A 14,643-nucleotide genomic window follows, 5' to 3' on the forward strand; every position below is an offset into this window, starting at 1 on the left:
CTACTCAACCACATGCCACGGCACCGATAAGATATTATCCCGGCGCATCCGAGGCCGAGGCACCTGAAATTCTGGGTGCTCTGAGCGCAAAATCTTGGAAGCTTCAAACCAACGCACTCGAGGCCCGAAGGGGGCGAAACCACTCGCTAGATCCCACGCTCGATCCGCTGCGCTAAGCAGTGAATGGATCTTATTGCCAGGGGTATTGCGGTGGATTAAAATCTTAGGCAGGCGCTCAGCGATACCCGAGGGGGTATCTAAACTCCATGGGTTCCACGCTAGAGTCAACGATTGGGGCCCCTGTGGCGAGAGCAGCACCCATGTTGCCAATCTGCCTATCTCATCGCAGGTACCCTCGATAAAATAACCCTGAGGATCGATCCGACCGAGTACCGTATCCCAAGCTGCATGGACCTGATTCACATCATATTGCCGCAACACATTAAAAGCGCGCGCTAGCTGCGGGCGGTGCCCGGCTAATTCAAATCCGCCCTGTTCGAATTGCACGCCATCGCGTGGGGGTAATACACGCGCCGGGTCGATTTCTAGCCCAATGACTCGCATTGCGGGATTAACTGTGCGCAGCCAGCGGGCCCACTCGCAGGTGGTCGTATGGCTGGCCCCATACCCAATATCGATAGCTAAGGGGGAATCGGTCAGATGGCATGCAGCGCGAATAGCGGGCTGATGAAAAGCCCATCGGTCGGATTTGCGCAGCCGGTTGAATCCGGTGGTGCCGCGCGTAATAACGCCGATGGGCTTGGAAGTCGTGAAATCAGCGCGCTTATTATGCCCGTGATATGCCATGACTTACAAAGATTTTAAAGATGAGCTGAAATCCATTCCTCGGTCAGCTTAGCCTCGTTATTGAAAAGTTCCGCGAGTGCCTCAGCGACTTTAGGTTCAATAGCAGGTCCCATAAAAGGAATATTCACATCCACTTCATTGGCGTAGCTCAGCGTGGTGATCTCGCCCTCGCCACTGAGGTTAATGGTGCCGCGGAAGTCTACCGGCGTCCCCTTAACGTCGGCAGTGTAATCGAGGTGAGAGTTGGCGGCATTGAGGGCACCAACAGTGACCACACGCTTAACCTTGAGTGCCTGAGAAATCATCGCACGCACGGCCTCAGGGAGAATCTCTAGAGGTAGCACCTCGTAGAGGGTGATTTCGGCGCCAGACTCGGTGGCACGGAATTCGTGGACCTCGCCAGCTTCGGGGGAGAGGTGGGCTGCAATATGAGCCCAGTAATCGGCGTTGGTATAGGCTTTGTGAACCTTCTCGGCGCCGTGATTGATAGTTACAGTGTTTTCACTACGCGTTGTCATGGCAATAAGACTACCCTTTAAAGGGTGAGTATGCCTTCTGACACCCTCGAATCTCTATCCCGCATCGATGGCGTTGCGCTTGATCAGCGCAGCTTCGCGGATCTCACCACCTTGCATATAGGGGGTCGCCCCCGCGCTACTATCAGTTGCCAAACTTCTGACTCAGTGGTGGCCGTGGTATCGCTTCTCGACGCCCACCACATTCCCTTCCTCATCGTTGGCGGCGGTAGCAATCTGGTCGTCGCCGATGGAGAATTACCAATCGTGGCCGTGGTAGTAGAAAGTGATACGGTTCGGATCGATAAAGAGACCGGTCAGCTCTATGCTGAGGCCGGCGCCTGCTTCGATGACGTGGTGGCCAAGAGTATCGCCGCCGGCTTGGGTGGTCTGGAGTGTCTCTCCGGAGTCCCTGGTTCTACCGGCGCCACTCCGGTGCAAAATGTGGGAGCCTACGGGGTAGAAATCGCCGATATCCTGAGCGGGGTAGAGCTCTATGACCGTATAACAGGCATTAGGGAGTGGGTGAGCGCAGAAAGCTTAGAGCTGAGCTATCGCTATTCTAATTTGAAGTTCACATCCCGAGCCGTTGTTTTAGCCATTACTGTGCAGCTGCGTACCGATGGTCTTTCCGCGCCGGTGCGCTTTGGGGAATTGGCTCGCCAATTGGGGATCGAGGAAAGCGAGGAGGAGCCGCGCCGCCCAGCTCACCTGGTGCGTTCTGCGGTGCTGACCTTGCGCGCGCGCAAAGGGATGGTTTACAACGAAAAGGATTTTGATACCTGGTCAGCGGGTTCTTTTTTCACCAACCCCATTGTCGACGAGCAGCAACTACGCGTAGTACGCCAGGTTTTAGGGGATGAAGCTCAGGCAATGCCGTGCTTTCCCCACGGGGACACACATTATAAACTTTCTGCGGCGTGGCTTATTGAGCGAGCGGGCTTTTCTAAAGGATATCCAGGTACAGGCCCGGCACGGTTATCGGATAAACATACCTTGGCCTTAACTAATCGCGGTGATGCGAAGGCCGCTGATATTGTGGCCCTCGCCCGCGATATTCAGGCTGGGGTCGAGGAGACCTTTGGGGTCATTCTCGAGCCCGAGCCGATTTGGGTGGGGATTTAGCTATTGCGCTCGAGGAGTGCATCGCGCACCTCGCGGCGCCTGATTTTGCCGAGCGGGTCGCGGGCAAGTTCCTCAAAGTGGTAGAAGGAGCGGGGCACCTTATAGCGGGTGAGGCGCTCGCGGCAGAAGGATTTCAACCCCTCCGGATCCAAGATGGCGCCGGGGGCGAGGGTGATGGCGGCAACAACTGATTCGGAGCCGTCGTCACGCGGTAGCCCCACAACGGCGCAATCCGTGACGTCGGGGTGCTCCGCCAAGGCCTCTTCAACCTCCGCGGGGTAGACATTAAAACCGCCCGTAATAATAACTTCCTTGATGCGAGCCACCAGACGAATAAAGCCGTCTTCTTCCATAATTCCCACGTCACCGGTGCGATACCAATCTTTATGGAAGCTTTCAGCGGTGGCTTCTTCGTTATTTAAGTAGCCAGCGAAAACCTGAGGGCCGCGGGCCAGGACTTCACCTTCGGTACCATCGGGCATCGTTTCGTCGAGGTTATCGGGGTTCGCGATGCGAACTTCGGTATCCGGCATGGGAATCCCAACATAGCCAGGGCGACGATTCGGATTCATTGGGTTACCTACCAAAACAGGTGAGGTCTCGGTGAGACCGTACCCCTCAACGAGCAAACCACCAGTGAGCTTCTCCCACTGTTCCACGGTACTCACCGGCAGGGAGGATGCGCCCGAGAAGGAATTGCGCACTCCCGAAATGGAGATTCCCTCGGCCTCCGCCGCTTCGGCAATTTTCTGATACAAGGTCGGTACACCCGGAACCCACGTGGGCTTAACCTTCTTAATCATCTGCATCACCAGCGGTATTTGCGGTGCAGGTAAAAGGAGGAGCTCACCACCAACATAAACGGAGAGGTTCAAGATAACGGTGAGCCCATAAGCATGGAAGAAGGGCAGTGCAGCGAGGAGACGCTCTTCTTGATCGCCTAGGCCTGGTACCCATGCTTTACCTTGTAAAAGGTTGGCAAAGAGATTGCCGTGGGTCAGCTGCGCGCCCTTCGGGGCCCCGGTGGTGCCAGAGGTATAAAGGATCACAGCTACTGATTCCTTAGTAACCTCTACGTTATCGAAGACATCCTCGCCATTGCCGCCGAGCGCAGTGCCAGTGAGCACACTCCAAGGAATGGTATTAGGGGCATAGGCATGGAGTTGATCGCGCTTTTTAATGATCGCTGGAATGGGGAGTTTGAGAGCATAGCGCTGCAGCGTAGGCATCGCGTGGATCATATTGACAGAGACAATAGTCTCCAGCGGGGTCGTACGGCGCAACTTCTCCAGGGTTGAACACACCTTATCCCACACGATTGCGACTCGAGCGCCGTGGTTTTTAAAGGGCTGCTCTAGTTCGCGCGCAGTATACAACGGATTATGCTCAACGACCGTGGCGCCTAGTTTTAAAACCGCAAAATAGGCGGCTACGTGTTGCGGGCAGTTTGGTAGTGCGATAGCAACGCGGTCTCCGGCGCGCACGCCTAGGGCTCGCAGCCCGGCGGCAGCGGAGCGCACCTGTTTATCCAAATCGCCATAAGTTTCGCGGCGACCAAAAAAATTGGTCGCATTTTTATCAGCGTTAACAGCAATGCTGTTGTCATAGACATCGACGAGCGTCGAGTTTTCGTAGTCCAGAGTGTGGGGGGTCCAGTCTCCGTAATACTGCAGCCAGGCCTTGCTTTCGAGAGCAGACATAGAAAGTGTCCTCTTCTTTCGTGGGGCACGGGTGACCGTGTCGTGAAATAATTGCTTTCCCCACTCTACAATAAAACATGACGCTTTCCTCATATACGCGCCAGATTTTATTTCCCTTCCAAATCTTCATATAAAACCATAAGCCCAACGCGGTCAACAGATACTACACTTGACGGTCATGCGCGTCGCCATGATTTCTATGCACACCTCCCCCCTGCTACAACCAGGAATTGGAGATGCCGGGGGGATGAATGTTTATATCCTCAATACCGCGATGAATCTCGCTCAACGCGGGGTTGACGTGGATATATTCACCCGCGCCATAAGGCCTAGCGAAGGCGAGATCGTAACAGTGGCACCAGGCCTCCGGGTGATCAATATCGCAGCTGGCCCCTATGAAGGGCTGGCTAAAGAAGAAATGGCGACGCAATTAGCGGCCTTTAGTAGCGGCATCGTGCGTTTTATTCGCGAGCATCATTCCTATGACCTTATCCATTCCCACTACTGGCTGTCCGGACAAGTTGGATGGTTGCTGCGCGAGGTCTTTGGCATCCCCTTAGTCCACACCGCCCATACCCTAGCCGCGGTAAAGAACCACGATCGCGCCCTCACCGATACTCCTGAGTCAGAAGCGCGCCGGATCTGTGAGCAGCAATTGGTTGACCACGCAGATCTCCTGGTGGTCAATACTGCTGCAGAGACGAAGGATTTGGTGTACCACTACGACGCCGACGAGGCCAAGATCAGGGTGATGACCCCAGGCGTGGACACCACTCTTTTCACTCCGGGAGAGGATCGGAATACTGAGAAGGCGCGCCGGGAGTTAGGAATTCCGCTCTATGCCAAAGTGGTTGCATTTGTGGGTAGGCTTCAAGAATTCAAGGGGCCCCATGTACTCATTGAGGCGATTGCCAAACTTATTCATGCCGATCCGCACCGCGATCTCTATCTCGTGTTGTGCGGTGGGGCCTCGGGGGCCGCGGCAAGTATGACGCAGTATCACGCGATGGTTGCTGATCGTGGCATTGCCCACCGAGTGCGGTTTTTCAGGCCACGGCCGCCGCAAGAATTAGTGAGTATTTACCGTGCAGCCGATATCGTAGCGGTGCCGAGCTATAACGAATCCTTTGGCTTAGTTGCCATGGAGGCTCAGGCCTCGGGTACTCCAGTGGTGGCGTCCAAGGTGGGCGGCTTGCCCATTACGGTCAGCGACCGGGAAACGGGAATCCTCGTGGAGGGGCATAATCCGGCTGATTTTGCTACCGCGCTCGCCACGCTGTTAGATGATGATTCTTTGCGCATCACGATGGCTCGGCGCGCCCACATCCATGCTCAAAAATTCTCTTGGGATCAATCGGCCGAGGTATTGGCGGGAATTTATAGCGAGCTATGCTAGGAGATATGACACCTTTAGAAGTGAGAGATCCTCGTACTGGCGAATGCGTCGGTCAGGTCAATGAATTAGACGCCCAGGCAGTCGACCGCGCATACGCCGTCGCCCAGCACGCACAAGTCAAGTGGGCTCAGGTTCCTGTGAAAGAGCGCGCAGCCATTATGATGCGCCTGCATGATTTGATTTTGCGCAATCACAATGAGTTATTGGATCTCATCCAACAGGAGACGGGAAAGAATCGACGCAGTGCCTTCGATGAAATTCTCGATGTTGCGGTGACCGCCCGTCACTATGCCAAAAGAGCCCCGTATCTGTTGCGGCGGCATGCGGCGCAAGGGGCTTTACCTATGGTGACCAAAACTCGCGTCGATCATGCACCCATTGGTGTCGTAGGTATTATCTCACCGTGGAATTACCCACTTACCCTCACGATCTCTGACGCCATCCCCGCCTTACTTGCTGGTAATGCGGTTATTTTAAAACCAGACTCCCAAACCCCGCTGACCGCTATCTACGCGGCTCGTCTCCTCGTTGACGCAGGCCTAGATCCAGATCTTTACCAGATCCTTCCTGGGCCTGGGCGTATTGTGGGCGATCGGATAGCTCGCGTCGCTGATTATCTTATGTTTACCGGTTCCACTCAGACCGGGCGTAGCCTCGGGGCGATCGCGGGGGAGCGCCTTATTGGTTTTTCGGCCGAATTAGGGGGCAAAAATCCCCTCATTATTAGTCCCGATGCCGATCTGTCGCGCGCGGTCCGCGGCACCATTGAGGCGGCCTTTTCTAATTCCGGTCAGTTGTGCATCAGTATCGAGCGGGTCTATGTCCACCAAGATATAGCTGATACTTTTATTCCCGCACTTGTGAAGAAAGTCAAAGAAATGCGCATTGGCGGTGGCGGCTGGGAAGAAGATATGGGTTCTTTGATATCTGCGGAGCATCGCACGCATGTGATGGAGTACTTAGATGACGCGCTCAGTCATGGTGCCACCTTATTGCACGGTGGTCCGCGCGATGACCTAGGGCCAGCATATCTAGATCCTATTGTGCTCACCGGAGTCACAGACAGTGCGCGGCTATATCGCGAAGAGGTCTTCGGCCCGGTTATCGCTATCGAGGTCGTAGCAGATGAAGAGACTGCCATTAAAAAAGCCAACGATACCCAGTACGGATTGAATTCGGCGGTCTTTGCTCGTAGTCGCACGGGATGGCGTATCGCCGGCCAATTAGAGTCTGGAACGGTCAATATTAATGAAGGTTTTGCTGCTGCCTTTGGTTCGGTGGATGCTCCCATGGGTGGATGGAAAGCGTCGGGAACAGGGCGTCGGCACGCTGATGACGGGCTATTGAAATATACCGAGGCTCGCACCATTGCTGAGCAGCGATTTTTCCCCATCTCTGGGCCTCAAGGGGTAGATCGAGAACGGTATGCAGGGTTCTTAATGAATGTCCTACGCTGGGGTAAGCATATCCTCTAAAGGCGTCTCCACCCGGCTCGGAGCACGATGAAGCCTACGGCAATGATCGGAAGAATTCCCTGGCCGCCAGTATTGGGGAGGCGGCCAGGGGATGACTTAGTCTGAGTTTCGGCTGTGCGCGCTGGAATTTCGATGGTGGATATTTCGCTCGGAATAGAGAAACCCCAATTGGTCTGATCAACGTCATACCCTGGGGGTTCCTGAGTCATGATCAGGCAGTAGGACTGGCCACTTACCAAGCTAGCGGAGGTGATCTCTGGGGCAAGAGGAGATGTGGTGAGCGGAAAGAGATTCAATGGTTGAGTACCGGGGATCAACTGGTAATCAGGGGAACAGCGGTAGAGATCGAAGAACGCGCCGCCAATCTCCTCGCCATTTTCATTGCGTACAATAATATCAATGGTGGGAGCAGCCGCTAAAGGTTCAGTATGTACCCGAATTGTTGCAGATTGACCTGCGGGAATGCTCAGTGGGAGTTGCGCGCTCTCAAAGCGCCCACTTAAAAAACCTACACCCGACGAGGAAACCTCCAGATAAGCCACGCTGAGCTCGGCAGGGGGGCGGAACTCAAAGGGGGAGAGACCGAAGCGGTTATCCACAAAGAAAATATGGTCTTCGCCTAAACCTGAGGCGACACCATCGAGATATATCTGCTCCCCCACACTGTAAGGCTCGGGGATATCCTGGCACGCAGTGGCGCTTAGCTCAACACCAAAACCAACTGTGAGGACCACGTGATTTTTAGCTCCGCACTCAAGCTGATTCACAGGCGAATCAAGCCGGCTAGTGAGGCGAATGCGGTAAGTGCGATTAGACAAGGGTGCAAGATCACCGCTATCGACTATATAACCCTCTTCTGTGGCGAGAAGATCAACTGCTGTGGGTTCTAGAAGCTGTACCCGCTCGAGCATGAGTCCTGGGCTTATAGCGGGAGTATCCACGAGGGTGAAGGGCTGTGTGAAGGGGGTGTTATTGCGAACAGATATCAGATAGTCGAAGGAGTAGGGGGCATCCTCTGCTTGTTCCAGGGCGATCTTCTCCACGCTGATGGGCACCACGCCGCTGAGATATTCAAAAGCCTCTAAGAATGCGCGATTTAATGCCACAAGCGGAGATTCACCACGAGGTGAAGAACTAGTTAACTCAGGCTGGGCATAAGCGACCCCGGTATTGAGACTCAGCGCAAGCAACAGACCACCAAGAAGGGTGCGTCGCAAACGGGACATGGGGCATCCTCGGGGTCAAGAGTTGGTCAATGCTGCCTCATGGTAACACCGTCACTCGTGCAGGTGAGGGAGGCGCCACCGGGAAAGTCATCCACTCCTTTTCATTGTGTACGACCAATACACTAGGTGGGTTAAACTTGTTGATATGACGCATTCAACTCCCCTTGATCTCGCTGCCGATCGCTATGTTCACGATATGGCGGCCCTCATCCCTACCCTAGCTAGTGCCTGGGGACTTGATGGCTATGAGGACCAACTGCAGGACTACAGCCCCGACTACCACGAGCAGGTATATCAGCGCACCGCCCGCATGCTGGCCGAGCTGGATCACCTCGACGGCGATCCTATAGCCAAGGCCACCATGCGTGACCGACTAGGGGTAGAAGTGGCCATGTCTGAGCAGGGCGAGGACCTAAGAGATCTCAATAATATTGCTTCCCCCATCCAAGATATCCGCGATACCCTCGTGCAAATGGGCGAGACCGGCCGAGCCGATAGGCTGCGCAAAGTTCCCCAAGCGCTTGAAGGCTATCGCCAATCACTCGCTCTTGCTGCTGATCGCAAAATGGTTGCAGCCCAGCGTCAAATCCACAAGGTTATCGCTGAAATCGATACATTGATTAGCGCTGACACCTTCAACGGTTTTGGGCCGGAGAAGGATATCAACAAAGCCTATGAAGCTTTCGCATTTCTGCGGCAGTGGTTAAAGGACGATTTGTTGCCCCAAGCTCCGCATACAGATGCCTTCGGTAGGGAGCGCTATGAACTCTTAAGCCACCTCTTCGTCGGTGCTCGTGTTGATCTCGACGAAGCCTATGAATGGGGAAACGAGCAGCTCAAGGACATCATCGCCCAACAACACGCGTGTGCTGCGGAACTCTATGGGCCCGATATGGATATCGCCACCTGTTTTGAGCGCCTAGACCGTGAGGATCGCTATACTCTCCGCGGTGTTCCGGCCCTGCAGCAGTGGATGCAACGGGTAGCCGACGCTGCCGTGAATGATCTAGCTGGCATCCACTTCGAGATCCCGCAACAAATGCGTACTATCGAGGCCTGCATTGACCCAGCTGGCACGGGGGGTATCTTCTACACCCAGCCCTCCGCCGACTTCTCTCGCCCTGGTCGGATGTGGTGGTCGGTCCCTGAAGGCGAGGACACTTTCCATACATGGCAGGAATTAACCACTGTGTACCATGAGGGCGTTCCAGGGCACCACCTGCAGTTGGGAACGGCCCTTCTGGCTCAGGACCGCTTGAACCTGTGGCGCCGGATCGCCTGCTGGAATTCCGGACACGGTGAAGGATGGGCCCTGTATGCAGAGTCACTAATGGCAGAACTAGGATATTTCGACGATCCGGGTTACCGCATGGGCTATCTTGATGCCCAACGTCTGCGCGCAGCTCGCGTCGTCCTCGATATCGGGGTGCACCTTGAGAAAAAGAACCCCGACGGAGGCGTGTGGGATTATGATTATGCGCGCGCCTTCTTACGCCGTCATGTAGCGATGGCGGAATCAGCCCTCGATTTCGAGATACACCGCTACCTCGGCTGGGCAGGCCAAGCGCCCAGCTACGCACTGGGGCAGCGCCTATGGCAAGAGCTGCGAGCTGATGCCGCTACAGCGGGAATGAGCGCTCCGGAGTTTCACGCGAAGGCGCTATCCGAAGGCTCAATCCCTATGGATATTTTGCGCCAGGCAGTGTTAGGGTAGCCGGGTTAGGGTAGCCGAAAAAGTCCGCGCACAATCCCAAAAATCACTCCCAGTACCCCCAAGATTCCAGCAATGATGCCGGCGATCATACCAGGTGTGCTGGGGGCTTTCGGTTGCGGAGAGCTAGGGGGCTTGGGCTGCGTAGTTGGAGTATTGGGCTGAGTAGTCGGTTTTTTTGGTGGCGCCGTTGGGATCTCAGGGTGGGTGGTCGGAACCGTAGGGTGGGCAGACGGGGCCGTAGAGTGAGGTGCATAAGGATCCTCGGTCTGCGGGACACTATCAGGACCTTCGTGAGACTTTATTATGTCTTCCACCCACTTCAAGTGGGGATGAAGTTCCGCATAATCCGCGAAGCCGGCGCTCGCCTTAAAACTTGTCGAGGTTACCCCAGCAACGGCGCCATCGATCACCAATGGACCCCCGGAATCGCCGCGGCGCGGCGAGGCATCATTTAAATACTGCACTTCGATGGTCGAACCACCAAAACCAGCAGGATCCATGCGTAGCCTCTTAACAGCGATATCAGCTTTTTTGAGCCGGTGGAGGGTACCGCCGCCCCAGCCATAGGTGATACCTAGATCGCGGAACTGGGCTTGTTTGGGATAAAGCCCAGGGTAGGTAGGTACCGCCATATTCTCACTAATGTGCAGAAGCGCAATATCGCCAAATTCTGGAACCGTAGCCGAATCCACGAGGTACTGCCTGGCCTGGGGGTCATCCTTGAATGGCCGGTTGAGCCCGTGATGAACCGTGCTGGAGTGAGCACAATGGCGCGCGGTGAGTACCCAATGCGGATGAATAATCGTGCCAGTACATACCCCAACCTGAACGACTGCCTGAGCAATGGGATCATCGGAACTGACTTCTACTCCACCCACCAGTGCATGAGCCACAGGCACGTGGCCGAGCAAAGAGGCGGCTAAGCCTAAGGCCACGATAGACTTCTTCACGTTCTAACCTTTCTCACCCGTTTGTGATTGCGGTTTTTGATCATAGAGCACTTATGCCATACGAGAAATATGTGGACACCAAGCTTCCTTCTTCCGCACCTACGAGACCTCTGCTGAGCTGCTCTCAGGACCCTCCTAGGGGATCGTGTAAAAGTGTTAAAAAGTCCACATTTGCCCGACATGTTGGTTTTTCGAGCTGACTTTGCGCCCATTTAATGGCACACTAAGAGCTATGGCTAATGGAAAACTAGTACTCCTCCGTCACGGACAGAGCGAGTGGAATGCGTCCAACCAATTCACGGGCTGGGTTGATGTCAACTTGACCCCTCAAGGCGAGGCCGAAGCAAAGCGCGGCGGCGAGCTCATGAAGGATCAGAATATCCTCCCCGACGTGCTGTATACCTCCTTGCAGCGTCGTGCTATTCGCACCGCACAAATTGCTCTCGACGCCAGCGACCGCCTGTGGATCCCCGTTGTGCGCGATTGGCGCCTCAACGAGCGCCACTACGGTGCACTGCAGGGCCTCAATAAGGCTGAGACCAAGGAAAAGTACGGCGAAGAGCAATTCATGGCGTGGCGTCGCTCCTATGACACCCCACCACCAGCACTCGATGATAATAGCGAGTTCTCCCAAGCACACGATCCTCGCTACGCACACCTGGATGAAGTGCCCCGTACCGAGTGCCTCAAGGACGTTGTTGCTCGCTTTGTTCCTTATTTCGAGGAAGAGATTTTGCCTCGCGTGAAGAAGGGTGAAACCGTTCTCATTGCTGCGCACGGTAACTCCCTGCGGGCCTTGGTCAAGCACCTCGACCATATCTCCGATGATGATATTGCTGGTCTCAATATTCCAACCGGTATCCCACTGGTCTACGAGCTTGATGCTGAAGGCACCGTGCTGAACCCAGGCGGCACCTACCTCGATCCTGAGGCAGCTGCGGCTGGTGCTGCTGCCGTTGCTGCTCAGGGCGGCAAATAATACTCCCTTGAAAGCACGAGGATAGTACGGCATGGAACTCCTCCTTGCTTTCGGCGCGGGCGTGGCCTTGATGGCCTTAGCCCGCGCTTTTTTCAATCCACCACCGCAGCGTGTGGTGGCCAATGATCACGATATCTTAGAGCGAGCCCCCATCGGTCTGCTCATTATCGATTCCGATGACCACCTCATCTTTGCCAATAACCTCGCGCGTCAGTTGGGGTTGGATACGCTGGGTATAGGACGACAGGGGAGTTCCACCATTCAGCTAGCTGAAAAGATTCTCCATATTGAGCGCTCTGACCTTGGGAACGCTACCGCGATATACGCCTACGATGATTCCAAACATCATCGACTCGAAGCAGCCCGCCGCGATGTGGTAGCCAATATTACCCACGAATTGAAAACCCCAGTAGGCAGTATTGCTTTATTAGCTGAGGCGCTACGCCATAGCCTTGACGAGCCGGAACAGGCAGAAAATTTCAGCCAACAGCTCTACGCAGAGGCACACCGACTCGGGGAGATGATCTCCGAACTCATTGCTCTCTCCCAGCTTCAAAGTGCACGTCCGGGAGACAATATGCAGCTTGAGCCACTCGATGAGATTATCTCCTTAGCCCTCATGCGCAACCAATTGGCCGCCGATAATGCCCACATCTCTCTCAACAGCGAAACTGTACCAGGGCTGAAACTTTACTGTGACGCCAGCCTTCTGGCCACAGCGCTATCTAATCTCATCTCCAATGCTATCCACTATTCCCCTGCTGGCTCCACGGTATGGGTGAGTACCATCTCGAATAATGAGGGAATAGATATTGTGGTGCGCGATCAAGGTATTGGGATTGCGCAACGCTATCATGAGCGTATTTTCGAACGATTCTTTCGCGTCGATGTGGCCCGTTCCAGGGCGACGGGTGGCACGGGACTGGGGCTGGCTATTGTTAAGCATATTGCCCATATCCATCACGCTCAGATACGTGTGGAGTCTGCAGAGAATAAGGGTTCAACCTTTATTTTGAGCTTTCCTCCAGGTGAAGGTAGAGGCGGTGAGCAATAATGACTACAGTTCTTTTGGTTGAGGACGAAATGGCCTTAGCAAGCCCCTTGATTTTTCTCCTGGAAAAGGAGGGGTATCAGGTCATCCACGCTGCCAATGGTCCAAGTGCGTTGGTGGAATGTGATACTCAAGCAATAGATATCGTGCTTCTCGATCTCATGCTGCCCGGGATGTCTGGGGTGGCAGTGTGTAAAGAATTGCGAGAAATGAGTTCCGTACCCGTCATAATGGTGACGGCAAAAGATTCCGAAGAGGATAAAATCCGCGGCTTCGAGGTGGGGGCAGATGATTATGTTACCAAACCCTTTTCTGCCAAAGAATTAGTAGCACGCATTAAAGCAGTGCTGCGTCGCGGTCCAGATCGCAGCGTAGATCGCAGCATAGATCGCAGCGAAGATCGTGGTGATCAGGTAGAGCGTGGCACGAGCAGGCTTATCCTCGATACTGATACCCGCTCTATTGTAGTGGACGGCCTGAGACAATCCTTAGCCCCCAAAGAATGCGAGCTTCTCGAATATTTTATGTGCAATCCAGGTAACGTTCTCACCAGGGGTTTGCTCATTGAGCGAGTGTGGGGCGCTGACTATGCGGGAGCGACTAAGACTCTCGACGTCCATATCAAGCGGCTTCGAAGCAAGATAGAAAAGGATCCCAGCAACCCAATTCACCTTATGACCGTGAGAGGCGTGGGTTATCGCTTCGAGCCCTAAGAGTAGCGGGATGGGTATAGAAAAGCCTTTCTACCAGCTCTGGTGACATGGTTTTCTCAGCCTCCAGGCGGGCATTTTCCCGCATGATGAGATGATTTTCGAGAATATCGAAGCAGGCAGTGCCAAGCAAAGCCAATAATTCTTCTCGGCAACTACGCCACAGCGGTTGGGTATTCTCATGGCAACCAGGTGCGGTCGTGCAATACCAATCGAAATCCTCACCACCATTGCCCCATCCGCGCCTGGTGTACTCAGTAATGGTGGTGCGCAGAATTTCCTGCCCGTCACTCCGCTGCTCGTAAGCATCAATTCCGCGCAGGGGAAGTTGCCAACACACTTCTGGCTTCACCACAGTGAGATCTCGACCGGTTGCACTGGCCCACTGGTGCAAGGCGCATCCAGTCCCAGAGGCCCACCCAGGACGATTGGCAAATATGCATGCTCCATCAATAATCGCTGTTTTTAAAGCGGGCTCGTTCTCGCCCTCCTCATTTTCTAATTCATCCCACTCCAACCACGGCTCTATAAGCTCGGGGCGATGATGAACATCATCAATGACATCATCGGTGGTATCAGGGCGCAATTGCCAGTAGCGGGCAGGCATCTGAGAAACAGCGTCGAAAAGCGCTACGCGATCATCCTCATCCGCGAGGAAGGCACCGTGATTGCAGCAGCCCACGGATGGAGCATCGCTTAAGATTCCGTGACAGCGGGAGGTCCCGAAGGCACAGCGATAATGCGATTCGAGCCATGTGAGGTCAATGTCAAGAATATGGAGGGGATCCTCAGGGTCGGTAAATTGCCACCATAAACGGGGAAAATCCGGTGCTAATTCCGCCCCCGAGAGGATACTTCGCCCGGCTGGACTGGTTCGGGGGAAGCCCAGATTAATCCGCGTATGCTCGTTCACACCCGCATATCCTAGACGCATCGGGGGAAAATATGCGATACGGGTGGGCTATGGCTGATAAAATTCTTGTGAATATATAATC

At 54.6% G+C, this 14,643-nt stretch carries 13 protein-coding genes; 7 read left to right on the forward strand and 6 right to left on the reverse strand.

All coding sequences use genetic code 11. The annotated features are described in order from the left end of the window. The gene (locus NXT00_RS02390; RefSeq protein ID WP_259157912.1) at positions 1 to 807 is read right to left on the reverse strand and encodes a class I SAM-dependent methyltransferase; all 807 of its coding nucleotides are present in this window, start codon (positions 805 to 807) and stop codon (positions 1 to 3) included. 14 nt (positions 808 to 821) lie between these two features. Then, positions 822 to 1,325 (reverse strand): DUF2505 domain-containing protein, encoded by a 504-nt coding sequence (locus NXT00_RS02395; protein ID WP_259077642.1) that lies wholly within the window; start codon positions 1,323 to 1,325, stop codon positions 822 to 824. A 30-nt stretch (positions 1,326 to 1,355) separates the two neighbouring features. Here NXT00_RS02395 and NXT00_RS02400 point away from each other — a divergent pair, with 30 nt between their 5' ends. After that, positions 1,356 to 2,447 (forward strand): UDP-N-acetylmuramate dehydrogenase, encoded by a 1,092-nt coding sequence (locus NXT00_RS02400; protein WP_259077813.1) that lies wholly within the window; start codon positions 1,356 to 1,358, stop codon positions 2,445 to 2,447. Here NXT00_RS02400 and NXT00_RS02405 read toward each other — a convergent pair. Then, positions 2,444 to 4,147, reverse strand: coding sequence for a long-chain-fatty-acid--CoA ligase (locus NXT00_RS02405; RefSeq protein ID WP_259077639.1), 1,704 nt, complete (start codon positions 4,145 to 4,147; stop codon positions 2,444 to 2,446). The two genes, NXT00_RS02400 and NXT00_RS02405, sit on opposite strands and share 4 nt — an antisense overlap. Before the next feature lie 178 nt (positions 4,148 to 4,325). Here NXT00_RS02405 and mshA point away from each other — a divergent pair, with 178 nt between their 5' ends. Continuing rightward, on the forward strand, positions 4,326 to 5,543 hold the full coding sequence (gene mshA, locus NXT00_RS02410; protein WP_259077635.1) for a D-inositol-3-phosphate glycosyltransferase: 1,218 nt from the start codon (positions 4,326 to 4,328) through the stop codon (positions 5,541 to 5,543). Positions 5,544 to 5,548: 5 nt separating this feature from the next. Then, entirely contained in the window at positions 5,549 to 7,018 is a 1,470-nt protein-coding gene (locus NXT00_RS02415; protein ID WP_259157914.1) for a succinic semialdehyde dehydrogenase, read from the forward strand. Here the strand turns inward: NXT00_RS02415 and NXT00_RS02420 are convergent. Further along, entirely contained in the window at positions 7,015 to 8,244 is a 1,230-nt protein-coding gene (locus NXT00_RS02420) for a hypothetical protein (protein ID WP_259157917.1), read from the reverse strand. The genes NXT00_RS02415 and NXT00_RS02420 overlap by 4 nt on opposite strands. A 145-nt stretch (positions 8,245 to 8,389) precedes the next feature. Between NXT00_RS02420 and NXT00_RS02425 the strand changes: the two genes are divergently transcribed. After that, complete coding sequence (locus NXT00_RS02425) at positions 8,390 to 9,958, forward strand: DUF885 domain-containing protein (protein ID WP_259157919.1); 1,569 nt, start codon at positions 8,390 to 8,392, stop codon at positions 9,956 to 9,958. A gap of 5 nt (positions 9,959 to 9,963) precedes the next feature. Here the strand turns inward: NXT00_RS02425 and NXT00_RS02430 are convergent, their stop codons facing one another. Continuing rightward, positions 9,964 to 10,908 (reverse strand): S1 family peptidase, encoded by a 945-nt coding sequence (locus NXT00_RS02430; RefSeq protein ID WP_259157920.1) that lies wholly within the window; start codon positions 10,906 to 10,908, stop codon positions 9,964 to 9,966. Positions 10,909 to 11,140: 232 nt separating this feature from the next. Between NXT00_RS02430 and NXT00_RS02435 the strand changes: the two genes are divergently transcribed. From NXT00_RS02435 to NXT00_RS02445, 3 genes are read left to right on the forward strand one after another with little or no spacing between them, the layout of a single operon-like run. Further along, positions 11,141 to 11,887 (forward strand): phosphoglyceromutase, encoded by a 747-nt coding sequence (locus NXT00_RS02435; RefSeq protein WP_259077613.1) that lies wholly within the window; start codon positions 11,141 to 11,143, stop codon positions 11,885 to 11,887. Between the two features lie 31 nt (positions 11,888 to 11,918). Further along, positions 11,919 to 12,941: a cell wall metabolism sensor histidine kinase WalK gene (locus NXT00_RS02440; RefSeq protein WP_259157922.1), complete on the forward strand. Its 1,023-nt coding sequence runs from the start codon at positions 11,919 to 11,921 to the stop codon at positions 12,939 to 12,941. Further along, a complete protein-coding gene (locus NXT00_RS02445) occupies positions 12,941 to 13,651 on the forward strand; it encodes a response regulator transcription factor (RefSeq protein WP_259077609.1) in 711 nt (236 codons plus the stop codon). Before NXT00_RS02440 ends, NXT00_RS02445 begins: the two co-directional genes overlap by 1 nt. Here NXT00_RS02445 and NXT00_RS02450 read toward each other — a convergent pair. Beyond that, positions 13,611 to 14,561: a hypothetical protein gene (locus NXT00_RS02450; protein WP_259077607.1), complete on the reverse strand. Its 951-nt coding sequence runs from the start codon at positions 14,559 to 14,561 to the stop codon at positions 13,611 to 13,613. The two genes, NXT00_RS02445 and NXT00_RS02450, sit on opposite strands and share 41 nt — an antisense overlap. Between the last annotated feature and the right edge of the window lie 82 nt (positions 14,562 to 14,643).

Origin of the sequence: Corynebacterium sp. ES2715-CONJ3 (assembly GCF_024814365.1) — a bacterium.
In the GTDB taxonomy this organism is placed as follows: Bacteria; Actinomycetota; Actinomycetes; order Mycobacteriales; family Mycobacteriaceae; genus Corynebacterium.

Coding starts and splice junctions, on each gene's coding strand:
- NXT00_RS02415 (WP_259157914.1), top strand. CDS start 5,549: ATGACACCTTTAGAAGTGAGAGATCCTCGTACTGGCGAATGCGTCGGT.
- NXT00_RS02420 (WP_259157917.1), bottom strand. CDS start 8,244: ATGTCCCGTTTGCGACGCACCCTTCTTGGTGGTCTGTTGCTTGCGCTG.
- NXT00_RS02435 (WP_259077613.1), top strand. CDS start 11,141: ATGGCTAATGGAAAACTAGTACTCCTCCGTCACGGACAGAGCGAGTGG.
- NXT00_RS02395 (WP_259077642.1), bottom strand. CDS start 1,325: ATGACAACGCGTAGTGAAAACACTGTAACTATCAATCACGGCGCCGAG.
- NXT00_RS02390 (WP_259157912.1), bottom strand. CDS start 807: ATGGCATATCACGGGCATAATAAGCGCGCTGATTTCACGACTTCCAAG.
- NXT00_RS02400 (WP_259077813.1), top strand. CDS start 1,356: ATGCCTTCTGACACCCTCGAATCTCTATCCCGCATCGATGGCGTTGCG.
- mshA (WP_259077635.1), top strand. CDS start 4,326: ATGCGCGTCGCCATGATTTCTATGCACACCTCCCCCCTGCTACAACCA.
- NXT00_RS02440 (WP_259157922.1), top strand. CDS start 11,919: ATGGAACTCCTCCTTGCTTTCGGCGCGGGCGTGGCCTTGATGGCCTTA.
- NXT00_RS02405 (WP_259077639.1), bottom strand. CDS start 4,147: ATGTCTGCTCTCGAAAGCAAGGCCTGGCTGCAGTATTACGGAGACTGG.
- NXT00_RS02445 (WP_259077609.1), top strand. CDS start 12,941: ATGACTACAGTTCTTTTGGTTGAGGACGAAATGGCCTTAGCAAGCCCC.
- NXT00_RS02425 (WP_259157919.1), top strand. CDS start 8,390: ATGACGCATTCAACTCCCCTTGATCTCGCTGCCGATCGCTATGTTCAC.